This is a genomic window from Devosia psychrophila (assembly GCF_000971275.1).
Lineage (GTDB): Bacteria > Pseudomonadota > Alphaproteobacteria > Rhizobiales > Devosiaceae > Devosia > Devosia psychrophila.
Map to the genome: position 1 here is coordinate 49,836 of NZ_LAPV01000153.1, position 21,265 is coordinate 71,100.

19 protein-coding genes are annotated in these 21,265 nt (G+C 61.3%); 7 read left to right on the forward strand and 12 right to left on the reverse strand.

Annotated features, from left to right (window positions below):
• Nucleotides 1–3: 3 nt before the first annotated feature.
• The 12 genes from WH91_RS17335 to WH91_RS17390 form a co-directional block, all read right to left on the reverse strand.
• Nucleotides 4–1,134, reverse strand: coding sequence for a cobalamin-independent methionine synthase II family protein (locus WH91_RS17335; RefSeq protein WP_046172264.1), 1,131 nt, complete (start codon nucleotides 1,132–1,134; stop codon nucleotides 4–6).
• A 6-nt stretch (nucleotides 1,135–1,140) separates the two neighbouring features.
• Nucleotides 1,141–2,178 (reverse strand): cupin domain-containing protein, encoded by a 1,038-nt coding sequence (locus WH91_RS17340; RefSeq protein ID WP_046172265.1) that lies wholly within the window; start codon nucleotides 2,176–2,178, stop codon nucleotides 1,141–1,143.
• A gap of 124 nt (nucleotides 2,179–2,302) precedes the next feature.
• A complete protein-coding gene (locus WH91_RS17345) occupies nucleotides 2,303–3,373 on the reverse strand; it encodes a LacI family DNA-binding transcriptional regulator (protein WP_046172266.1) in 1,071 nt (356 codons plus the stop codon).
• Nucleotides 3,358–4,122 carry an SDR family NAD(P)-dependent oxidoreductase gene (locus WH91_RS17350; protein ID WP_046172267.1) on the reverse strand — a complete coding sequence of 255 codons (765 nt, stop codon included), beginning with the start codon at nucleotides 4,120–4,122 and terminating at the stop codon, nucleotides 3,358–3,360. Before WH91_RS17350 ends, WH91_RS17345 begins: the two co-directional genes overlap by 16 nt.
• Before the next feature lies 1 nt (nucleotide 4,123).
• Nucleotides 4,124–5,449 carry a histidinol dehydrogenase gene (gene hisD, locus WH91_RS17355; RefSeq protein ID WP_046172268.1) on the reverse strand — a complete coding sequence of 442 codons (1,326 nt, stop codon included), beginning with the start codon at nucleotides 5,447–5,449 and terminating at the stop codon, nucleotides 4,124–4,126.
• An 88-nt stretch (nucleotides 5,450–5,537) separates the two neighbouring features.
• Nucleotides 5,538–7,076, reverse strand: coding sequence for an amidase (locus WH91_RS17360; RefSeq protein ID WP_244542380.1), 1,539 nt, complete (start codon nucleotides 7,074–7,076; stop codon nucleotides 5,538–5,540).
• 19 nt (nucleotides 7,077–7,095) lie between these two features.
• Nucleotides 7,096–8,154 (reverse strand): ABC transporter ATP-binding protein, encoded by a 1,059-nt coding sequence (locus tag WH91_RS17365; protein WP_046172269.1) that lies wholly within the window; start codon nucleotides 8,152–8,154, stop codon nucleotides 7,096–7,098.
• 7 nt (nucleotides 8,155–8,161) lie between these two features.
• Nucleotides 8,162–9,052: a carbohydrate ABC transporter permease gene (locus WH91_RS17370; protein ID WP_046172270.1), complete on the reverse strand. Its 891-nt coding sequence runs from the start codon at nucleotides 9,050–9,052 to the stop codon at nucleotides 8,162–8,164.
• A gap of 3 nt (nucleotides 9,053–9,055) precedes the next feature.
• Nucleotides 9,056–10,087, reverse strand: coding sequence for a carbohydrate ABC transporter permease (locus WH91_RS17375; RefSeq protein WP_046172271.1), 1,032 nt, complete (start codon nucleotides 10,085–10,087; stop codon nucleotides 9,056–9,058).
• A 220-nt stretch (nucleotides 10,088–10,307) separates the two neighbouring features.
• Nucleotides 10,308–11,546: an ABC transporter substrate-binding protein gene (locus WH91_RS17380; protein ID WP_244542379.1), complete on the reverse strand. Its 1,239-nt coding sequence runs from the start codon at nucleotides 11,544–11,546 to the stop codon at nucleotides 10,308–10,310.
• A gap of 283 nt (nucleotides 11,547–11,829) precedes the next feature.
• Complete coding sequence (locus WH91_RS17385) at nucleotides 11,830–12,657, reverse strand: metallophosphoesterase family protein (protein WP_046172272.1); 828 nt, start codon at nucleotides 12,655–12,657, stop codon at nucleotides 11,830–11,832.
• Entirely contained in the window at nucleotides 12,654–13,580 is a 927-nt protein-coding gene (locus WH91_RS17390; protein ID WP_046172273.1) for a diacylglycerol/lipid kinase family protein, read from the reverse strand. The genes WH91_RS17385 and WH91_RS17390 overlap by 4 nt, the downstream gene beginning before the upstream one ends.
• Before the next feature lie 85 nt (nucleotides 13,581–13,665).
• Here WH91_RS17390 and WH91_RS17395 point away from each other — a divergent pair, with 85 nt between their 5' ends.
• From WH91_RS17395 to WH91_RS17425, 7 genes are all read left to right on the forward strand, one after another.
• Nucleotides 13,666–14,400 carry a phosphatase PAP2 family protein gene (locus WH91_RS17395; protein ID WP_074797515.1) on the forward strand — a complete coding sequence of 245 codons (735 nt, stop codon included), beginning with the start codon at nucleotides 13,666–13,668 and terminating at the stop codon, nucleotides 14,398–14,400.
• 70 nt (nucleotides 14,401–14,470) lie between these two features.
• Entirely contained in the window at nucleotides 14,471–15,460 is a 990-nt protein-coding gene (locus tag WH91_RS17400) for an ABC transporter substrate-binding protein (protein ID WP_046172274.1), read from the forward strand.
• 14 nt (nucleotides 15,461–15,474) lie between these two features.
• On the forward strand, nucleotides 15,475–16,251 hold the full coding sequence (locus tag WH91_RS17405; protein WP_244542378.1) for an ABC transporter permease: 777 nt from the start codon (nucleotides 15,475–15,477) through the stop codon (nucleotides 16,249–16,251).
• Complete coding sequence (locus tag WH91_RS17410) at nucleotides 16,230–16,940, forward strand: ABC transporter ATP-binding protein (protein WP_046172275.1); 711 nt, start codon at nucleotides 16,230–16,232, stop codon at nucleotides 16,938–16,940. Before WH91_RS17405 ends, WH91_RS17410 begins: the two co-directional genes overlap by 22 nt.
• A gap of 90 nt (nucleotides 16,941–17,030) precedes the next feature.
• Complete coding sequence (locus tag WH91_RS17415; protein ID WP_046172276.1) at nucleotides 17,031–17,933, forward strand: S1C family serine protease; 903 nt, start codon at nucleotides 17,031–17,033, stop codon at nucleotides 17,931–17,933.
• 288 nt (nucleotides 17,934–18,221) lie between these two features.
• Nucleotides 18,222–19,010 carry a helix-turn-helix domain-containing protein gene (locus WH91_RS17420; RefSeq protein WP_199533540.1) on the forward strand — a complete coding sequence of 263 codons (789 nt, stop codon included), beginning with the start codon at nucleotides 18,222–18,224 and terminating at the stop codon, nucleotides 19,008–19,010.
• A gap of 131 nt (nucleotides 19,011–19,141) precedes the next feature.
• A complete protein-coding gene (locus WH91_RS17425; RefSeq protein ID WP_046172278.1) occupies nucleotides 19,142–21,250 on the forward strand; it encodes a TonB-dependent siderophore receptor in 2,109 nt (702 codons plus the stop codon).
• The last annotated feature ends 15 nt before the right edge of the window (nucleotides 21,251–21,265 follow it).

Below are 21,265 nucleotides of genomic sequence, written 5' to 3' on the forward strand. Positions count from 1 at the left end.
TCCTCAGGCTGCCTTGCTGGCAATTTCGGCGCCTTCGCTGAGCGCTCCGAGCTTGGCCCAGACGATTTCACTGTCCACAGCGCCAAACCCGGCGAACGTCGAAAACCCGCAATCCGTGCCGGCGATGACGCGCTCCGCGCCGACGATATCGACGAAATTCTTCAGCCGCTGGGCGATCAGTTCGGGGTGCTCGACGAAGTTGGAGGTCGAGTCGATGACGCCGGGTATCAGCACGTAATCATCTGGCAGGTCGACGTTTTTCCAGTCGACCCATTCATGGGCGTGGCGCGGATTGGCGCCTTCGAACAGCAGTGCGCGGGGCTTGGCCTTGAGCAGGCCGGGCAGGATTTTCTTGAGTGCGATGTCGCAGACATGCGGGCCTTCGTAATTGCCCCAGCAGACATGCATGCGCACTTTGCTACCGTCGATGTTGCGCAAGGCATGATTCATCACCTCGATGTGGCGGCCAGCGGCGACGACGAACCCGTCGTCATCGAGGTCCTTGTACATCATGTGGCGGCCCAGCCCGAGGTCGGGCGCATCGAGCTGCAGGATGAAACCGGCCTCGACGATGCCCTCATATTCGACGCGCATGCCCTCGGCCACGGCTTCGAGATAGTCGTCCTGGGTGGCGTAGAATTCATTGGGCTGGAACAGCGCGATGACGCCGGGCGTCGCCGAATTCATGAAGCCCTTGGCATAGCCGTGGGCGCTGAGCGCCGACTGGAAGGCTTCGACATCCTCGCGCAGCGGCTCGAGGCTTTTGACGGTGATTTCGCCGACGCATTTGGGGCGACGATAGGTCGGCGTGCCGCCGGTATTGGCCTGGCGCTTCAGGAAGCTGGGGAACAGTTCGAGGTCGGCTGGGGGCTGGCGCGAACTGTCGCCGTCAAAACCGGTCAGCCGGTCCTTGATGTAGGTGGCGTATGAGATTTTGCTCATTTCGCCATCGGACGGCAGGTCGACGCCGGCCGCCTTTTGGCGCGCCACGATGTCATGCACCGCGGCAGTGATGATTTCGTTGAAGCCTGCTTCCTCGATCGGGACGCCGGCCTCCTTGGCGAACACAAGGTCCGCCACCTGCTTGGAGCGCGGCAGCGAGCCGACATGGGTGGTGAGGATCTTGTGGGTCATTGTATCTTACTCGGCGGCTTGAGCGGTGGCGAATTGCGGCGCAGCAGGGGCAGCCGCACCACGGATGATGAAGGCGATCGCGTCGGCCGAGGCCGGGTTGCGGAAGCCATGCACGAGGCCGATCGGAACGGTCAAAGTGTCGCCAGCGCCCAGGATCAAAGTGCCCTCGGACCAGTTGAATTCCAGCGTACCGGACTGCACGAAGATCACTTCCCGCTCGGAGCGCGAATGCTGGGCAACCACGGCGCCGGTTTCGAGCTTCAGGCGACGCAGCGCGAAATCATGCGTCCAGTGGCCGATGATCGGACCGGCCTTGAAGCCATCCTGCGCATCGACATCGCCGATCAGCGCGGCTTCTTCGACGCCCTCGCCAGCCAGCGGCGAGCTTGGATTGCCGGCCATCTTGGCGTGCGGAATGTAGTATTTGGACAGCTCATCCATTGACGGGGTAGCCAGCTCTGCCATTTTTTCGGCAGTTGGGGGCTGCTCGAGTTCGGCGCCTTCCGGCACGGTTTCGCCGATCGTGGTATCGACCAGCTTGCCGCCCTTAAGCAGCTTGAGGCCGAAATCCTCGGCCATCTTGAACACCGACGGGGCCCAGACAACCTTGCCCGGATCGTCATGGCCGAGCACCACGGCGAGGAAGCCGGTGCCCTCGTCGCGCTTTTCGAAGCCGCGGAACATGTGGGTCGGGACGGTCGCCACGTCACCTGGCTCGACGTCTAGATAGCCTTCGTCCTTGTTGGCGCCGAAGACGAAGCGCCACTTGCCGGTGTGGACGAGGAAGGTTTCGGCAGTCAGGTGGGAATGCTGGCTATTGGTGCAGCCGAACGGCTGGCGGGCGGCGCCGAAGTTGAAGCCGTGCGCCTCGGGGATATGCACCACCTGTGCCTTGTTCTCGGACACGCCCGGTCCGATGATGGTGAAGTTTTCTTTACGGTCGGAGCCGGGCGTGCGCGCGTCGATAAACGCGTTGCGCAGGCCCTTGAGGTCGGCATAGCGCACGAGGCGCTTTTCCATTTCGGCTTGGGTCCACTGGGTCATGGGACAGTCCTTTCACTCGCAAGAATGGGGATAAGTTTTGCATTCGTATGCATAGCGCGCGCTAAGTGCGTCGAATTGTTGACAGACGTGCCCGCGGCGGTCCGCGGGAGGTGTTGGATAGTCATCACGCCTCCTTGGGCCGATAGATCTGCTGGCCGTCGCGCATGACGATGCCGGCGGCGGGAAGCCGCGCCGAGGTGCGAACGAACAGGTCGCCGTTGAGGATGCGATGCTCGGCTTCGATTTCGCCGCTGGCAATCTGGTCCATCAGGATTTCGACGGTGGCCTCGACCATGCGCTTGACCGGCTGGCTCATCGAGGTGATGCCATAGGAGGTCCACTTGGCCGGGCCCACGTCGTCATAGCCGACGATGGACAGATCCTCGGGTATCCTGATGCCAAATTCATGGCGGGCAACGTCCATCACGGCGACGGCCATATGATCATTGGCGACGAACAGGGCTTCGGGACGATCGGCGCGCGAGAACATTTTCCGCGCGGCAGCTTCCGCGTCGGGGCGCGAATAATTGCCGGTCTCGATGACGACGGTGTCGAAACCAAGTGCGGCGAGGCCTTCGACATATCCTTGCTGACGGTCGCGGTTGGTCGATGAGTTTTCGAGGCCTGCGATATATCCAAATGTCTTATGGCCGCCGGCGACGAAGAAATCGGCAATGCGCCTGCCGCCTTCCTTGTTGCGCGTAGTGACGCTGGAAACGGCGTCGCGCTCGGTGGTGCGGTTGAACAGGACCACGGGAATGCCTGCGGTAGCGCATTCTTCCGATAGCTCGGACGACAGCGAGGTCGAGGCCAGGATGATACCATCGACGCGATATTGCATCAGCTGGTCGAACACCGGATCGCTATCGCGGTCCATGAAGCCGGTGAACAGCAGCAGGTGATAATTCTCGGCAGCCAGCGCCCGGCCCAGTTCTTCGAGTACGTCGGGATAAAACAGGTTTTCGAGATAGGCCATCACCACGGCGATGATGCGCGATCGGTTGGTAATCAGCGAGCGGGCGATGGCATTTGGCCGGTACCCCAGCTGCTTGGCCGAGGCGAGAACCTTGGTCCGAGTCTTGGATGAAATCGAGGCGCCGGGGGTAAAGGTACGCGAGACAGCCGATTGCGAGACGCCCGCATGTTCGGCGACCTGGCTCGAGGTGACGCCCGGTTTTTTTACTCCGATGTCCATCCACCATCCACCAGAAGGGAAGCCCCGGTCACCAAAGCGGCGGCGTCGGAGGCGAGGAACACTATCGGACCCATGATATCCTCGACCTTGCCGAGGCGACCCAGCTTGATCTTGGACAGAACCCATGACCTGAAATCCGGATCACTGAGGTTCTTGGCGGTCAATTCGGTCTCGATGAAGGTCGGGCAGACGGTATTGACGCGGATATTATGAGCGCCGAGCTCGATAGCCATGGCCTTGCTCAGGCCTTCAACTGCAAACTTGCTGGCGGCATAGACGGCGCGGTTCGGCCCGCCGACATGGCCCATCTGGGACGAAATATGGATGATGGAGCCGGGCAGACCCGACTCCATCAGTCGCGCCACAACCGCCTGGGAGACGAAAAGCGTGGCGGATAGGTTCAGGTCCATCACCGCCTGGTAATTGGCCGGGGTGATGTCGGCAAAGCTGGAGTGGCGCGCCGTGCCGGCCGAATTGACGAGGATCTGGAATGGCTCGACTTCGGCGACGAACTGGCGGACCGCGTCATTGTCGGTGATGTCGAGGGCAACTCCCTCGGCACCCAACCCGGCATCGGCCATCTGGTTGACCAGCGCCTCGATATCGCCGGCCGTGCGGGCCGCAATGGTCACCGCGGCACCGGCTTCAGCCAGCGCCACCGACGCGCCCAGCCCGATGCCGCGTGTGCCCCCGGTTACGAGGGCGCGCTTGCCATCAAGACGGAAGCTGGGGGTGCGCGGCAGGGTCATGCTATTCGGCAGCCTCGCGCGGGGTGGCGCCAGTGCCATAGGGCACATTGCGGCCGCCGTAGCGGCGCACGCGCACATTGGCCTGTTCCGCGTGGCCAACGAAGCCTTCAAGCATAGAAATGCGCGAGCCGTATTCGCCGATCATAGCCGAGGCCGCGTCGGTCGTGACGGTCTGCCACGTACAGGTCTTCATGAATTTCCCCACCCACAGGCCACCCGTATAGCGCGCCGCCTTCATCGTGGGGAGGGTGTGATTGGTGCCAATCACCTTATCGCCATAGGCGACATTGGTGCGGGGTCCGAGGAATAGCGCGCCATAGTTGGTGATATTGTCACGGAACCACATGTCGCGGTCGGTCATCACCTGCACATGCTCGGAAGCGATGCGGTCGGCTTCGGCCAGCATTTCCTCGTAGCTGTCGCATACGATGACTTCGCCGAAGTCGTTCCACGATTTGCGAGCAATCTCGCCGGTTGGCAGGATGGCCAGCAGGCGCTCGATTTCGGCCATGGTCTCGCGGGCCAGCTTTTCCGAATTGGTCAAAAGGATTGCCGGCGTGGTCGGACCATGCTCGGCTTGGCCGAGCAGATCGGTGGCGCAGATTTCGCCGTCAACGGTTTCATCGGCGATGACCAGGGTCTCGGTCGGGCCGGCAAAGAGGTCGATGCCGACGCGTCCGAACAACTGGCGCTTGGCTTCGGCGACGAAGGCATTGCCGGGGCCGACCAGCATATCGATGGCGACGATGCTCTCGGTGCCGATCGCCATCGCGCCGATGGCCTGAATGCCGCCGAGGACGTAGATTTCATCGGCACCGGCCATTGCTTGTGCGGCAACGACGGCCGGTGCCGGCTTGGCTCCAAAGGGTGGAGCACAAGTGATGACGCGCTCGCAGCCGGCGACCTTGGCGGTGATTACCGACATATGGGCCGAGGCGAGCAGCGGATATTTGCCGCCGGGGACATAGCAGCCCACGGCATTGATCGGGACATGCTTGTGGCCGAGGATGACGCCGGGCAGCGTTTCGATCTCGAGGTCCTGCATGGTGGCGCGCTGCGCCTGCGCAAAATTGCGCACCTGGGTCTGGGCGAATTCGATGTCGATCAAATCCTGGTCGGTCAGCTGGGCCATGCAGTCGTCAATTTCGCGCTGGCTGAGGCGGAAATCGGTGCGGTCCCAGTTATCGAACTTCTGCGACAGCTCGCGCACAGCCGCATCGCCGCGCTTTTCGATATCGCCGAGAATGCCTTCTACGGTGGCGCGGACTTGACGATCCGCCTCCGCCCGCTCCTCGACATTTTTACCGCGCTTAAGCCAAACTGGCATGTGCCGCTCCTTTTTCGCTATTCTGCATACGTATGCAAATTTGTAAATATCGACCTTCGTGCGCGCCCGATAAAGGCATCGCAAACTTTCAGGTCGGCTGTGGTGGACGCTGGACAGCGTGATCGGTGGCGCGCTCGAACGCGTCGCCTAACTGGATGATCGTGGCCTCGGCGTGATGGCGGCCAATGACCTGCATGCCGATGGGCAGGCCGTCATGGAAGCCGATGGGCAAAGCCAGCACCGGGTGACCGCTGACGTTGAAGCCGATGGTGCGCATCGGGGTCCAGACGGCTTCCTTTTCGAAGGGCGCGGCCAACAAAGCAGTGGTTAGCGCGCCAACGGTGACGATGGCGTCGTGGCGGTCGAGCAGGCGATCGACCTCGCTGCGGAAGCGCGAGCCGGCATTGCGGGCCGCGGTCAGTTCTCCATCGGTCACGGCAACACCTGCTGCAATGCTCAGGAAGGCGCGACGGCCGAAGGCTTCGGGATGATCACGCAGTTCGGGGGCGTGATAATCGAAGCTTTCCTTGTGCAGGATCGCAGCGGCGGCGACTTCGACGGCAGGATAATCGGGGAGTTCGATTTCCTCGATGACGGCACCAAGTTGCGACAGGGTCGAGATGGCCGCATCCATGGCCGTCAGCACGGCGGACATGGTCTGTGGATCGCGGGCGAACCAGTTGCGGGCGTAGCCGATGCGCTTGCCGGCGATGGATTGTCCGATCAACCGCGAGGCGGAGCGCTCTGCCGGCAGATCGGCGATGACGTCCAGCGTCAGCGCGGCTTCGGCGACGGTAGCGCTCATCGGGCCTATATGGTCCATGCTGGCGGACATGGCGAGCACGCCGGAGTTTGGCACTAGGCCGAGGGTGGGCTTGAGACCGACGACGCCGCAATAGAAGGCCGGGCCACGCAGCGAGCCGCCGGTGTCGGTGCCAAGCGTGGTGCGCAGCAGGCCACCTGCAACAGCGACGGCGCTGCCGGAGGAGGAGCCGCCGGTGATGTGGTCGAGGCTCCAGGGGTTGCGCGCTGGTGGGAACGCCCCGCGATCGTCGGGGCCAACCGTACCCCATTCGTACGTTGCGAGCTTGCCGATGATGATTGCGCCGGCAGCACGCAGGCGCTTGACGACTTCTGCGTCAGTTTGGGCAACTGCAGTTTTGCGACCCGGCGCATTAGCAGTAGTCGGCAGGCCTTCGACGTCGATCAGGTCTTTGATGCCGACCGGAATGCCCTGCAGGTGGCCAGAGTCACCGCCTTCGGCGAAGTCGGCATCGGCCCGGCGGGCGGCGGCCAAAGCGCCTTCGCGGTCGACGGCGTAAAAGGCTCGATAGACGGTGTCGCGCGCTTCGATGCGCCGGATATACGCCTCGACCAAGGCGACGGAGGTGAGGCGGCCATCGCGCAGGCAATTTCCCTGTTCGAAAAGGGACAGATCAAGCGCGGCGTCGGCAGCGCTTTCGGTATTTGCCGGTAACGACGCATCTAGCCCAGTCAGGCCATCGCTCATCCATGCGACGAGCTTATAAACGCTTTGGGCCTCGTCGGCGTTCATGGTCAGGCCATGGCGGGCGAGGCTATCGGCGAAGGCCTTGCGGCTCGCCTGCTCGGTTGGGTCGATGGCCAAAGCCGGCTCCCCGATCATTTCAGATGCCCGGAACGATACGCTGGCCGGTCGACTGGTCAAACAGGTGACAGGCGGCGGGCGCGATGTTGACGCGGACTACGTCGCCGATTTCGGCGCGATAGTCCTTGGCGACCTTGATCGAGACCAGTTCTCCAGCGACGCGCATGGAAATCATGGTGGCCTCGCCGAGCAGTTCCACGGTGTAAATCGGGGCCTCGATCTGCCCTGTTTCGCCAGCCATGACGGCGTCTTCGGCGCGGAAGCCGAGGGTGACAGGACCATTGACCTGGGTCGATAGACCATCCACGCGAATGTGGTCGCCGGTGAATACGCCATCCTGCATGTGGCCGGGGATAAGGTTCATGGCCGGCGAGCCGATGAAGCTGGCGACGAAGGTGTTGGCCGGACGATCGTAAATTTCCATCGGCGTGCCGACCTGCTGAATCAGGCCCTTGCTCATCACCACGACGCGGTCGGCGAGGGTCATGGCCTCGATCTGGTCGTGGGTGACATAGATGGTAGTGCGCTTGAGCGTGTGGTGCAGGTTCTTGATCTGGGCGCGGGTCGATACGCGCAGCTTGGCATCGAGATTGGATAGCGGCTCGTCCATCAGGAAGGCATTGGGCTCGCGCACGATGGCGCGGGCCAGCGCAACGCGCTGGCGTTGGCCACCGGACAAGGCCGCCGGGCGACGCTGCAGGAAATCATCGAGTTCGACCATCTTGGAGGCGGCCATGACGCGATCATGGTGCTGCTCCTGCGGGACTTTGCGGACCTTGAGCGGGAAACGGATGTTCTCGTAGACCGTCATGTTCGGATAGAGCCCGTAGCTCTGGAAAACCATGGAGATATCGCGGTCTTTGGGCTCGAGCTTGTTGACCAAGCGGTCGCCGATCCAGATCTCGCCTTCGGTGACGTCTTCCAGCCCGGCGATCATGCGCATGGTGGTGGTCTTGCCGCAGCCGGATGGACCGAGCAGGACGAGGAATTCCTGATCGGCAATGTCGAGGTTGAAATTGTCGACGCCGACAAAATTGGTCCAGCGCTTGGAGACGTTCTTAAGACGGATCTGGGCCATTACTGGACTAGCCTTTCACTGCGCCGGCGGTCAGTCCGCTGACGATCTGGCGTTGGAAAAAGAGAACGAGGATGAACAGCGGCACGGTGGCCGAGACCACGGCGGCCACTGCAAACATGACATTGCCCTGTTCCTGCACCGAGCCGAGGAAACTTGAGATCTTGGGCACCATGGTCTGGTTATCTGAGGACAGCAGCATAGAGGTGGTGGCGAAGTCGTTGTAGGCCAGCAGGAAGCTGAACAGGCCAGTGGTGACGACGCCCGGCCACATTACCGGAATGATGACGCGCCGGAACGCCTCGAAGCGTGAGCAGCCGTCGACCATGGCGCTTTCGTCGAGATCCTTGGGGATCGACAGGAAGAACGAGTGCAGCATCCACAGCGTGAAGGGCTGATTGATGGCCACCAGCACGATGATCGAGGTCGGCAGCACGCCCCAGATATTGAGCTGGAAGAAGGGCAACAGGTAGCCCGAAACCAGCGTGATATGTGGCATGGCACGGAACACCAGCGCCAGGATCAATATCCAGAAGGCATAGCCCCGGCCCGAGCGTGCCAGGGCATAGCCGCCCAAGGTTCCCAGCGTCAGCGAAATGATCGTGACCGAGACTGTCACGATGGCGGTATTGCCGGCGGCGCGCCAGAATTCGCGGGTCACCCAGGCGCCGTAATAGCCGTCGCCGGTGAAAGAGTTGCCGTCATTCTGGGCCTGGGTGTAGGTGCCGAAAATAGCGTTCCACCAGCTTTGGCGGGAGAAGAAATCGGGCTCGACCTTGAACGATCCCCAGACGGTCCAGATGAAGGGGAATGCGGCCAGCACGACCCAGATCACGATGAAAACGGTGATGAGAATAGTCAGCGGCAGCGGGCGTTTTTGCGACAGCGTTGCGTCAGACATGGGTCACACCACCTTGTGGTTGAATTCTTGCCAGGTGCGGATCAGCACCGGCATCAGCAGGACGATGACGCCGACAATGGTCAGCACCGAGGTGGCGCCGGCCGAACCGAACAGTTTGGCGTCGCCGGACAGGTCGTTGAAAATCAGCCAGCTCAACGACGTTGCATTGGCTTCAGCCGAGAAACCGACGATGGGCTCGAAAACCCGGAAATTGTCCATCAGTTGCACCAGGGCGACAAAGGTGGCCAGCGGCGCCAGATGGGGAATGATGACGAAGCGGATGCGCTCCCAGCGACTGGCACCGTCGATCATCGCCGATTCGAGCGTGTCGCCCGGCACCGTTTGCAGGCCGGCATAAAACACCACGAAGCTGAAGGGCGCATTGGTCCAGACGCCATAAAACAGCAGCGAGGCCCAGGTCAGCACCGGCGAAGCGCGCAGCGACAGCGTCGGGTCGTTGAACAGGTGTTGCAGGCTGGCACCGATGATGCCGTTCGACTGGATCATCCAGTAAAGGATCAGCGAGCCGATCAGCGGCGTGATGATCATGGGCAGCAGCGAGAAAAAGATCACCGGCCCCTTGGTCACCTTGGGCAGTGCATTGACCGCCAGCGCGATGGCAAAGCCAAGGGCCATGGCCAGCGGCGTCACCACGAAGCAGAACACCAGCGTGAAGCTCAGCGCTTTGTAGAAGGGCAGATTGTAGATGCGGGTGGCGATATCGCCGAAGCCATTATTGCTGGCAAGGATTGCGCCGATCTCATTAACGGCCAGGTGACCGCGATTGAGGTAGGTGCCAAGCCCGTTAAACTGGCCCATCGGCTTTTCCGCGCGCAATTCCGCCATGGCGGCAGTGTCGACGCGGGTCTCGGTGGTGCAGCCGCCAAAGGGCTGGCAGCTCTCGACCTCGACCAGCACGCGGGCATGCTCGACGTGCAGGCTCTGCACGATCACCGAAACGATCGGTAGCGCGATGAACAGCACCATCGCGATCAGCGAGGGCAAGATGAAGGCAAAGAATGTCTTATGCGGCATGCAATGCCTCCCCGGAAGCTGAGCTGGCGAGTGTGCGCTGACCATAGTCTGGTGCGCAAATATATCAGTCGACACCCTCCCCCTTGCGGGGAGGGATCAAGGGAGGGGGTCGTTTGGCCCTAATATCGGGGCTAAACGCCACCCCCTCCCAACCTCCCCCGTCAAGGGGGAGGTGCATTCCGTGGATGGGCACAATCCGCCCCATCCGGGACGGTTACCCTTACAGGTAGCCGCCTTCCTTGGCAGCGGTGTCGTAGGCAGCCTTGACGTCGGCCAGGGCCGTTGCAGCGTCTTCGGTACCGGCCATGAACTCAGCCAGCTCGGCGGACAGAGCCGTGTGCAGCAAGCCCATGTAGGGCTGCATCGGGTAAGCGCGGGCGCCGGCATTGGCGGTCGCGATCACGCCAACCGCAGTCGGGCCTGGCTCGAAGCCAGCAACCAGCCAGGTTGCGACGGTGGGGTTGGCTGCAACCATTTCCGGGCTAATGCCGTGCACCATGGCCTGAAACGAGGCCGCTGCGTCTTCATCGGAGATGTTCTTGGCGATGGTGAAACCGTCCCACCACAGGGCTACCGCCGGGGTCGTGCCGCCAGCAATGGTCGGAGCACTGGTGAGCACGGTATTTGCCACCACGCCTTCCGCGGCGCCTTCGCCAGCAAGCATATCGCCGGCGAGTGAGCCCCACTGTACCATCATCGCAACGTTGCCGGCCTTGTATTCGGCCTGGATGCCATTGGCGTCGAAGGTCAGGTAGTCGGGGTCCATATAGGCGGTCAGTGCCTTCATGTTTTCGAGGGTCTTGAGGCCGTCTTCGTTATCGATCGCCAGCTCGGCCGAGCCGGGCGCGAAGAATTCGCCGCTGGTGCCAAGATAGGTGTTGACGAATTCGGCAGCCAAATCCCAGCCGGGCTTGTCAGAAGCGGCCAGCGGATAGTCCATCAGGCCATCGGCCTTGATCTTTTCTGCTGCAGCGAGGATTTCCTCGTAGGACTTGGGTTCGGCAATGCCGGCCTTGTCGAGAATGTCCTTGCGGTAGAACAGATGCTGCGCATTGCCCATGAAAGCAATGGCCATGGTCTTGCCGTCGATCTTGATCAACTGGTTGGGCTGCAGGGCAGCGCCATACTTGGCAACCAGATCGTCAAGCGGACGGATCAGGTCGTCGTTGAGCAGCGGCACGATGGAATTGTTGGCGACCACGGCGACGGTATATTCGGCCGGGTTGATCGAGAGGGCCGGAACCTGGAGGTTCTTGTGCTCGGCGGTCGCATTGGCAGCGACGGTCACGCCATCAGCGGCGCATTCGCTGGCTGTGGTGTTGACGAGGCGCAGGGCCTCGAAATCGTTGGAAAGGATACGGACCGAACCGGTACCCTCGATGCCGCAAGCGGCGAACGCAGTGCCTGCAGTGAGGCAAAGAACCCCAAGCGACACGGTGGTCTTCAACATAAGCTTCATTTCGTTCTCCTGATGGTGAACGGCGCTCCCCTGAACAGTGCGCCGACCATCCCCTGTTGTCGTTTACGCTCCCGCAGCCAGATCAGGTCACTTGCTCAACTGACCCGTCCCAGCCATTTGTCTTCCGCACGTCACAATTGGTAAGCGGCCTTGCATACGAATGCAATACCATTTTGCATTCGTATGCAAATTGCCTTTTTGTTGAGCATATGCTGGTATTTGTGGGGTGTCGGCCCTGTGCCCAAGCTTGACAATCGCAAAGGTTGGCCGGCCTGGCAGATGTTCACACGGGCTCTGTCGCCTTGTCACGGGTGACCCAGGCATTGTCGCGCCATTCGCGCACCGTCACCGAAATGCGCTCGGGATTGATATCGATCAGATTGTAGGCGTTGGGCTCGCCTCGTAGCCGTGTCGAAATGGCGGACGAAGCCTGGGCGATCAGAATGGGCGCAACTGTCGATTTACTCAGGCCAATCGGCTGGCCTTCACGTGCAGCCGCTTTGGTTTGATGCTTGCGGACGTAGGAGAGATGGAAATGCCCCGATAGAACGAGGCGCACGCCGAGGCTCGCAAAGGTTTCGAGAGCATCGTCGGCGCGCTTCACGCGCTTGGTCTTCTGCATCATCGGCGCGGTCGGGAACAACAGGGGATGATGCGCAACGATGATGCGTACGGCATCCGGCGAGGCCTTGGCGAAGCGCTCCTCCAGATCTTCCAGCTGACCGCGTGAAATAGTGCCGTGACCCCAGTTCCATTCCAGGCGCGCCCGACGCGAGGTGCGCATCCCCACTAGTGCGACGCCATCCATTTCGAGGAAGGGCTCGAGGTCAGGGGAGATGTAGCGCTTGTAAAAGCCGTAAGGATCGAAAAAACGGCGCAGGATGTTGACTGCCGGAACGTCGTGATTTCCAGGCACGGCGAATACGGGTGCGTCGAGCTTGTCCAGAAATTCTCGTGCCTGCCCGAACTCTTCCTTAGTACCGATTTGCGTGAAGTCGCCACTGACAACCACCAGGTCGGGGTTCTGGGCATTTATGTCCTCGGCAAAGCCCTCCGCCAGGGCCGGGTCGTGGTGACCAAAATGCAGATCGGAGACATGGAGAATTTTCATGCTGCTACCGCCGGTGCCGAGGCCATGGCGGGCACGATAACCGAGAGTGCCTTGGGCTTGATCTTGAACTGCAGGGGGGTACGCAGCGTCTCGACTTCGCCGTCGAACATGACCTTGATCAGATCCTTGCGGGTATCGATGGTGACCGAGTTGACGCTTTCCATGGTCAGGGCCTCATCGTTCTTCCAGCGACCTAGCAGCATGCCCGTCGTGAGGCGGATAAAATCGCGAGCGGTGAAGTGGCGCAGCACGTAAAGCGTCAGCATGCCGCGATCGAGACTGCCGCGGGAAAAGAAGTGGCCGAGCCCTTCGTCATAGGAATTGCTGGCGACGGCCATGGCCTGGATGCGTTCGACGCGACGAACACCCGATTCAGTTTCGATGACAACCGCAATGCGCTTGGCACGAGCAAGACGTCGGAAGATATAGCGCAGGAACCCAATTTTGGCCGAGGTGTCATAGCGGCCGCGAATGTGCTCGCGACCGGCCGCGAGGCCTGGAATAAGCCCGACCACCACCTTGTGCAGGAAAATACGGCCATTGACCTCGCCGACATCGATGCGGTGCGCTTCGCCCGTCACCAGTGCAGCGACGGCCTGAGGCAGGGCCAGGGGCACGTGCAGGTCTTTGGCTAGGGCATTGACCGTGCCAAGCGGCAGGATGGCCAGGTTCTTGTCGGAATCGACCAGGGCGGCAGCGAGGGCCGTAATGGTGCCATCGCCGCCTGCCGCAACGACGGTCGGTGCCGCGCTGGCCATGGCGTCAGCGATACGCTGGGAAAGGGTTACGTCGCTGCGCGCGTCGATTTCGGCATTGAGACCGTTAGCCTCGAACAATTTGGCGAGCGAGGCCGCGTCTACCCCTGTGGCATTGGCGGTGCCGGCATTTGAGTTGAGGATGACATAGTGGGTCAGGTCGGCCATGGTCGTTCCGGTCCTCGCGCGTGGCTGGTCCTGCGGAACGTGTGGCGGCATGGTACGTTGCGTCAGCGAACAAGGAAGCGTCAAAATGTTCCAACACTGGGGCCACCCTCACGTCCGCCGCGTGCGCGACTTCGTCACCGGCGAGGCGCCGCTCCTCGCGGCAATCGCCATCATCAGCGGGTTGATATTGGCTTTCCTGCAAATTGCCGGCGAAATGCTCGAAGGCGAGATGGAGCAGTTCGACAATTCCATCCTGATGCTGTTCCGCGACCCGGCCAATGTAGATCAGGTCATCGGACCGGAATGGGTGCATGAAATGGTGCGCGACATTACCGCCCTCGGCAGCTTTTCGCTGCTCGGATTGATCGTGCTGGGGGTCTGCGTCTATCTGGTTATGGCACGCATGCGGGCTACCGCCGTTCTGGTGGTTGTATCAGTGCTCAGTGGTACGCTGCTCAGTACCGTGCTCAAGATGAGCTATAACCGTCCTCGGCCCGATCTGACGGTGATGTCACACCAGTTCACCTCCAGTTTTCCGAGCGGCCATGCGATGCTATCGGCGGTGACCTTCCTCACTCTGGGTGCCGTTCTGTCGCAATTGGCGCCGACACGGGCCTTGCGAATTTTCACCCTAGGCGCTGCGATCTTTCTGACCGCCATCGTGGGATCAAGCCGCATCTTCATGGGCGTGCATTATCCGAGTGACGTGCTGGCCGGATGGTGCCTGGGCGCGGCGTGGGCGCTGATCTGCAGCACCGCAGCCATGCTGTTGCAGCGCCGCGGCGCAGTCGACGAGCCAGCCAAGCAGACCCAAGCATAGTATCGCGTTGGCAGAAAGCATTTGCCGGTGCTATGGCCAGCAGGGTTGACCAAACTGAATGGAAGCGGCGATGCGCGTATTTGTGACCCTCGTGCTGGCGACGCTGGCATTGCTGCCCATCGCGCGCGCTGCGGCACAATCCGAAGGCGCGCCAATGCTAATTGTCGGCGTGCAGGAATCGGGCACGGTGCAGTGGGAAATCGAGACCATCAAGGCGCTCGGGCTCGACACCAAGCATGGCGTGACGCTGGAAATCCGGCCGCTGGCCGATAGCCGCGCTGGACAGATCGCTCTGCAGGCCGGCGCCGTAGATGTCATCCTGTCGGACTTCGTGTGGGTCAGCATCCAGCGCAGCAGGGGCAATATGGTGACCATGGTGCCCCATTCGCTCACGGTTGGCGGTTTGATTGTGCCAGAGGGAAGCGACATCGCGGGCGTTGCCGACCTGAAGGGCAAAACGATCGGCGTTGCCGGTGGGCCGGTCGACAAGAGCTGGGTTATCCTGCAGGCCTACTACAACAGCGTAACCGGCGCCAAACTTGTCGATGATGTAACTGCCAACTATGGCGCGCCCCCTCTTGTCAACGAGCTGCTGGGCAATGGCCAAATCAACGCGGCCCTGAATTTCTGGCAGTGGAACGCGCGCGCCAAGATGGCGGGCGCAAGCGAGCTGGTTTCAGTCGCCGATATGCTGCAGGCTCTCGGCGTGTCCGAGCAGCCGCCGCTGCTGGGCTGGACCTTTGCCGACGAAACCGCAGAGCAAAAGCACGCTGCGCTCTTGGCGTTCCTCGACGCGTCCTTTGAGGCCAAGGGTATTTTGCTCAATGATGATGCTGTCTGGGTCAAGCTGCAAGGACTGATGGGCGCCCTAGACGACGACGCGCTTTTCGTTCAACTGCGCGAGGACTACCACGCTGGCATCGTCAGGCACTATGACCCGAACACGATGGAAGCTGCCGAACAGGCGTTTGCGCTGATGGCCGAATTCGGCGGTTCCGACCTCGTCGGGGAGCAGGACGCCTTGGCGCCCGGGACGTTCTGGCAGGGCTACAGCCACTAGCGATGTCACGGGCAGTGGCGACGAGAGCCAATCTGGGAACGCGGCGCAACGGCTGGCTGGAAGTGTTGTCACTGCCACTGTTGCTGCTGCTTTGGCAGGTGCTGTCGATGGTGTTCGCCCATCGCCTGTTTCCTTCGCCAATCCTCGTCGCCGAGGAGATGTGGAGGGCCGCGACTGCAGGCAATTTGCTGGTCGATCTGGGCAAGACACTGGTTCGGGTGTCCATCGCTTTTGTGGTCGCCATGGTGCTGGGTACGATAATTGGCATTGCCCTTGGCAGGGTGCGATGGGCGGATCGCCTGTTTTCCGCCTGGGTGGTAGTAGGGCTGAACCTGCCGGCCATCGTCGTTGCTATCGTGCTTTTTATCTGGCTGGGGCTGACCGAGGTAGCGCTGGTCCTCGCGGTCATCGTCAACAAGGTGCCGCTGGTCATTGTGACGATGCGCGAAGGGGTGCGCAGCTTTTCGGCTGACTTTGACGAATTGGGTCGGGTGTTTCGCATGCCGCCACTGCGCCGGTTGCGGCTGATTTTTGTGCCTCAGCTGGTGCCCTTCGTGCTGGCCGCGGCGCGGACCGGGCTATCGCTGATCTGGAAGATCGTGTTGGTGTTCGAGGTACTGGGCAGCGACGGCGGGGTCGGCTATCGCATCGCCATAATGTTCCAATTCTTCGACATCGCCGGGATCCTGGCCTATTCCGCCAGTTTCATACTTGTCGTGCTGGCCTTTGAATACGGCGTACTGCGGCCCCTGGAACGGAGGGCGCTGCGATGGCAATCGGTCCCGGGCTGAATATTGCCGTCGATGAGAAACGGTTTGGGGTATCCGAGCCGCTGTTTAAAGGTCTGCGGTTTGACATTGCACCCGGCAGCGTGGTGGCGCTGATTGGACCGTCGGGCATTGGCAAGTCGACGCTGCTGCGGATGATCGCGGGTATCGATAGCGATTTTGCGGGCATCATCACCGTCGATGGCACGCCGGCCGCGATGGCGCCGACGCCCGGCTTCGTCTTCCAGGACCCACGCCTGTTGCCTTGGCTGACGGCGATGAACAATATTCGTGCTGTCGATCCCCGTTGCACCCCAAAGCAGGCCGCGAGTGCGCTACAGCGCGTCGGGCTGGCCGATGCGGCCGGGCTTTATCCCCATCAGCTGTCGGGCGGCATGCAGCGTCGTGTTGCCTTGGCCAGAGCCGTCGCGGTCAACGCCAGCCTGCTGTTGCTCGACGAGCCGTTTGTGTCGCTGGATCGTGCTCTCGTCGCCGAAATGCGCACGCTGTTTCGCGCGGTCGTGGGCGATGGGCAGCCGACGGTGCTGTTTGTTTCCCATCTCGCCGACGACGCGGCGCGTCTAGCTGACCGAGTCATTGTGCTGCAGCAACGCCCGGCCACAATAGTTGCCGATATTGCACTGCCCATTGCACCTCGGTCACGGGATGAGGCGGTACTGGCGGACTACCGCCAGATGGTGGATCGGCACTAGCGAGGTCGGCGAAAAACTGCACGCGAGAGCGCTCCGCCTTGCACCGAAGCGATTGCGCCATATCTACAAGCCAGAGTTCTGGAGAATTGAATGCCTGATATTGTTAGACAATCGGTCGTGGCCGTCAGGGCTATGGTACCCGACACCGCCTTCACCGCCGCGACGCTCGGCACGCTGCGTGAAGGCAGCGGCGTGGTGATCGACGACAGCGGCCTTGTGGTTACCATCGGATATTTGATCACCGAGGCCGAAGAAATCTGGCTGACCACCCATGACGAGCGGGTCCTGCCCGCTCATGTGGTTGGTTATGATCAGGAAACCGGTTTCGGCCTGGTGCAGGCGCTTGGGAAGCTGGACCTGCCCAGCCTGGTCCTGGGTCATTCCGCGAAAGCCAAGTTGCGGGATGTGGCGCGGATCGTCGACGGGCGCGGCCAGGAGGTGATCAACGAGATCGTCGCTCGGCAGGAGTTTGCCGGCTATTGGGAATACCTGCTGGATGAGGCGATCTTTACGGCGCCATTTCACCCGTCATGGGGCGGTGCGGCGCTGGTGGATTCCGAAAACCGGCTGATCGGCATCGGCTCGCTGCGGTTGCAGATGTTGCATGCCGGCAAGACCACCGACATCAACATGGTGGTGCCAATCGACCTGCTGAAGCCGGTTCTCGATGATCTGATTGCCGCCGGCCGTCCGAAGCGGGATTCGCGGCCATGGCTGGGCGTATTCTCGGCCGAGAGCAGCAATGGCGTCGTGGTGATGAACGTGGCCGACGGTGGCCCGGCGGAGCAGGCTGGCCTCAAGAGCGGCGACATCATCAGCGAACTGGACGGCGACGAGGTACTGGGGCTGGCCGATTTCTATCGCAAGCTGTGGACCAAGGCGCCAGTCGGTGCCGAATTTTCGCTGCGGATCGTGCGCGGCGGGCGGGAAAACTGGGTGCGGGTCAAGACGGCCGACCGGGAGTCATTCCTGCAGAAGCCGCCGTTGCAGTAGCGTGGAACACAAAGGCCCTGGGTAAACCGGGGCCTTTTTTCAAAGGCGACGGACAGATACGGGTCTAGACCAGAAAAATGCGGCGCAGGCCGACAGGATAAATGGAACCAGCACGATCAACCTTGGAGCAGGCTTGGCCGTCAGCCGGAAAGTGGACATGACAGCGGCGCAACTTGCGTAAATTGACCGAAACTGTCAACTTATGGGCCCATGTTTCATCCAAATATGCAGTCCATTGTCGAAGGCTTTTCTGCAAGCAGCGTTCCGAGCTGGCGGAGCTGGGATGGCATGCTCGCCGACGTATGGCAGGTAACCGGAGCCTCTGGGGCCCGTGGTGAGTATGTCTCGCCTCACGCCCGGCTATTTGTCGTGCTCGAAGAGACAATGCCGCAGTCGCTTCAATTGAAGCTGGACCCGCAGGATCTGACAGCCACGTCGGGTCGATTGAGTTACATCCCGCCAGGCGTCAGGACTTGGTCATTCCTCGGTGAAGATGTAAGCATGAGGCATCTGGATTTGCATGTCGACCTGCAGCACTTCGGAAAGCGCCTGGGCCTGCCACTGGATTGCGGAATTCCGGTGACCCCGCGCCTGATGTTCGACAATGATCGCATCCTAACGCTGGCGCGTCTGCTCGCGGCTGAGTGCATCGGCCCCGGTCTGCACAACGTCTACGGTGAAAGTCTTGCCACCGCCCTGTTCGTCGAACTGTTCCAGCTGGAGCGTCCAAGGGGAGACATGAGGGGCCAATTGTCGCCGAGGCGTTTGCGGGTGGCGACGCAATATCTCGAGGAACATTGCCTGATCACTGTTCGCTTGCAGGAGCTTGCGGCACTGGTCGGTCTGTCCCCATCCTATTTCAATTCGGCATTCAAGGCCTCGACCGGGGTCACGCCGCATCAATGGCAGGTGAAGGCCAGGGTAGAGTGGGTAAAGGCGCGCCTGCACGAACAAACCAGCAGCCTCAGCGAGACAGCGACTGCCGCCGGCTTTGCAGATCAAGCCCACATGACCCGGGTCTTCAAGCAGTATGCAGGCCTAACCCCGGCCGCCTGGCTGCGCGGCACACTGCTGTGAGAAGGCAGGAAGATCGTTCAACGAACCAGAAGGACGGACAATCCTGAAAAGTTAAGTTGAGTTAATAGGTCACCTTATTTGGAACATCTCTGTGGCGCGAGTTTGGCCACAGGTCCTGCAGGAACCTCTCAATGACTCCGATGCTCTCCCGCGCGCTGATGCCGCTTCTCCTGATGATGACCGCCCTCGGCACGCAGGCAATGGCACAAAGCCAGCCTATCGCGCTGGGTGAAATCGTCGTCGAGGCCGATGGTGCGGGACTTAATGCGACGTCGGTGCGCTCCACGGCAGGATCCAAGCTGGCCGTCGCGGTAACGCAGGTGCCGCAGTCTATTTCTGTTATCAGCCGCAAGCAGCTGGACAGCAGCCCCGGCCCCAAAGCCGATGCTGCCCTGCGCTATTCGGCCGGCGTCAGCACGCAGACCTATGGCACCGATGCCGACACCGACTGGTTCTACGTGCGCGGCTTCCAGGCCGAGCAGACAGGCATGTTCCTCGATAACCTGTCGCTGTACCAGTACAGCTTTGGCACGTTCTTGGTGGATCCCTACCTGCTCGAAAGCATCGAAGTGCTCAAGGGGCCGGCTTCCGTACTCTACGGCGGCGCCACTGTCGGGGGCATCGTCAATTACGTCAGCAAGCGCCCGACCGGCGAGCGTTTTCTGACCACCGAAACCGGCATCAACAATTTAGGCAATGCCTACCTCGGCATCGACGGCGGTGACGTTCTTGCCGATGGTGACGTGTCCTACCGGCTGACGGGCAAGTTGTCCGGCGGCGGCTGGGAAACCAAGAATGCCCGCGACCTGCGTGGCGTGGTTCAGGGCAGCGTCACCTACACGCCGAGCGATGCGACTTCGATCACACTCTACGGCACCTACCAAAATGTAGATCTTGACCACACCTCGACCGGCTTTCTGCCGTTCATCGGTACGGCAGTCGATGCACCCGGCGGCGTGCGCATTCCCCGCGATCTCAACTATGGCGAGCCAGCGATCGATCTCTACCAGCGCCAGCAGTACACTGTCGGTTACGAAATCGAGCAGGAGCTCGACGGCAACTGGACCGTGCGGCAGAACGCTCGATATGCCGCAGTCGATGTCAACGAAGACAATATCTACAGCTCCGGCTTCAACGCTCTGGCGGGCAACCAGCTGGTGCGTGACCGCTGGGCGCACCACACCAAGGCGGGCATCCTGACCGTCGATACGCAGCTCGTAGGCCAGTTCGCGACCGGCCCGCTCGACCACACTCTACTGATGGGCGTGGACTACAAGAATTATCGCCACGAGGCGGCAACGTCCTACACCGGCAATGTTGGTAATCTCAACGTGCGTAACCCGGTCTACGGTATTCCGTTCACCCCGGTCACGCTAAACCCTGGCGACGTCACCAACATGCAGCAGTTGGGTATCTATGCCCAGGATCAAATCCGGCTCGACGAGTGGATTCTGACGCTGAACGGTCGATATGACACGGCTAACACCACGATCCAGGGAGCCAAGACCACGACGCGCGACGAGAACCACTTCACCGGCCGCTTGGGTTTGGGCTATGAGTTCGGCAATGGACTGACGCCATATGTCAGTTACGCGACGTCGTTCAATCCGACCCTGTCCACCGACCCGGCAGGCATCCCATATCGCGGCGAAACCGGCGAGCAGTGGGAAGCCGGCATCAAGTACGAACCAACCTTTATGGATGGCCTGATCACCGCTGCGGTGTTCAACATCAACCGCAACAATGTGGTTAGTCCGGACCCCATCCCCGGCAATCTGACTCGTCAGAGCCCGGTTGGCTCGGTCAACGTCAAGGGCGCCGAACTCGAAGCACTGGCCAATGTCGAGGACGTCACCATCCGCGGCGCCCTGACCTATCTCGAAGCCCAAGTGACGCGCGCCACGGGCACCACGGAACTAGGCAAGTCGCCTACCCGCATCCCGACACTGACTGCATCGCTGGGCGTCGACTACAACTTTACCGACAATCTCGATGGTCTGACCGTCGGTGCCGGCGTGCGCTTCCTGGGCGACAGCTGGGCGGACGAGGCCAATACGACCAAGGTGCCGGCTACCGCGCTGTTCGATGTCAGCCTGCGCTACGAGCGGGATGACTGGAGCGTTGCGCTTAGCGTTTCCAACATCTTCGACACCAGCTACGTCTCAGGCTGCAATGGACTGAACTCCTGCGGCTACGGCGCAGGCCGTACGGCGACTGTCAGCTTGAAGAAGACCTGGTAGCACGTCGCTTCGCAT

Coding starts and splice junctions, on each gene's coding strand:
- WH91_RS17410 (WP_046172275.1), top strand. CDS start 16,230: ATGGCAATCGGTCCCGGGCTGAATATTGCCGTCGATGAGAAACGGTTT.
- WH91_RS17340 (WP_046172265.1), bottom strand. CDS start 2,178: ATGACCCAGTGGACCCAAGCCGAAATGGAAAAGCGCCTCGTGCGCTAT.
- WH91_RS17425 (WP_046172278.1), top strand. CDS start 19,142: ATGACTCCGATGCTCTCCCGCGCGCTGATGCCGCTTCTCCTGATGATG.
- WH91_RS17380 (WP_244542379.1), bottom strand. CDS start 11,546: ATGAAGCTTATGTTGAAGACCACCGTGTCGCTTGGGGTTCTTTGCCTC.
- hisD (WP_046172268.1), bottom strand. CDS start 5,449: ATGCCAGTTTGGCTTAAGCGCGGTAAAAATGTCGAGGAGCGGGCGGAG.
- WH91_RS17400 (WP_046172274.1), top strand. CDS start 14,471: ATGCGCGTATTTGTGACCCTCGTGCTGGCGACGCTGGCATTGCTGCCC.
- WH91_RS17345 (WP_046172266.1), bottom strand. CDS start 3,373: ATGGACATCGGAGTAAAAAAACCGGGCGTCACCTCGAGCCAGGTCGCC.
- WH91_RS17390 (WP_046172273.1), bottom strand. CDS start 13,580: ATGGCCGACCTGACCCACTATGTCATCCTCAACTCAAATGCCGGCACC.
- WH91_RS17375 (WP_046172271.1), bottom strand. CDS start 10,087: ATGCCGCATAAGACATTCTTTGCCTTCATCTTGCCCTCGCTGATCGCG.
- WH91_RS17420 (WP_199533540.1), top strand. CDS start 18,222: ATGCTCGCCGACGTATGGCAGGTAACCGGAGCCTCTGGGGCCCGTGGT.
- WH91_RS17335 (WP_046172264.1), bottom strand. CDS start 1,134: ATGACCCACAAGATCCTCACCACCCATGTCGGCTCGCTGCCGCGCTCC.
- WH91_RS17350 (WP_046172267.1), bottom strand. CDS start 4,122: ATGACCCTGCCGCGCACCCCCAGCTTCCGTCTTGATGGCAAGCGCGCC.
- WH91_RS17370 (WP_046172270.1), bottom strand. CDS start 9,052: ATGTCTGACGCAACGCTGTCGCAAAAACGCCCGCTGCCGCTGACTATT.
- WH91_RS17385 (WP_046172272.1), bottom strand. CDS start 12,657: ATGAAAATTCTCCATGTCTCCGATCTGCATTTTGGTCACCACGACCCG.
- WH91_RS17365 (WP_046172269.1), bottom strand. CDS start 8,154: ATGGCCCAGATCCGTCTTAAGAACGTCTCCAAGCGCTGGACCAATTTT.
- WH91_RS17395 (WP_074797515.1), top strand. CDS start 13,666: ATGTTCCAACACTGGGGCCACCCTCACGTCCGCCGCGTGCGCGACTTC.
- WH91_RS17415 (WP_046172276.1), top strand. CDS start 17,031: ATGCCTGATATTGTTAGACAATCGGTCGTGGCCGTCAGGGCTATGGTA.